The sequence below is a fragment of the Treponema sp. R6D11 genome (assembly GCF_054786075.1).
Window position 1 is genome coordinate 1 of record NZ_BDHD01001521.1, and the last position, 223, is coordinate 223.

The window sequence follows — 223 nt, forward strand, 5'->3', positions numbered from 1 at the left end:
CGTGCTTTATCGCGTACTTCGGCGCCATGCTCGTAATCCTCCCCGCTTACATAGGCTGTTTTTTCTTCGCACAATTTGGCAATCTCGTCTTCAAGCCCGTTAATCTCATGCGGCTTCTCGCGGTTTTCCAATTTTCTAAAAGCGGCGGCTTCATCAATAATATCAATCGCCTTATCCGGCATAAATCTGTCCGTGATGTAGCGTTGCGCCAGTTTCGCGGCAA

1 protein-coding gene is annotated in these 223 nt (G+C 48.9%); it reads right to left on the minus strand.

The annotated features are described in order from the left end of the window. The coding region (locus ACYVTD_RS19255) for a hypothetical protein (RefSeq protein ID WP_461249176.1) at positions 1-182 on the minus strand (182 nt) is incomplete at its 3' end. Between the last annotated feature and the right edge of the window lie 41 nt (positions 183-223).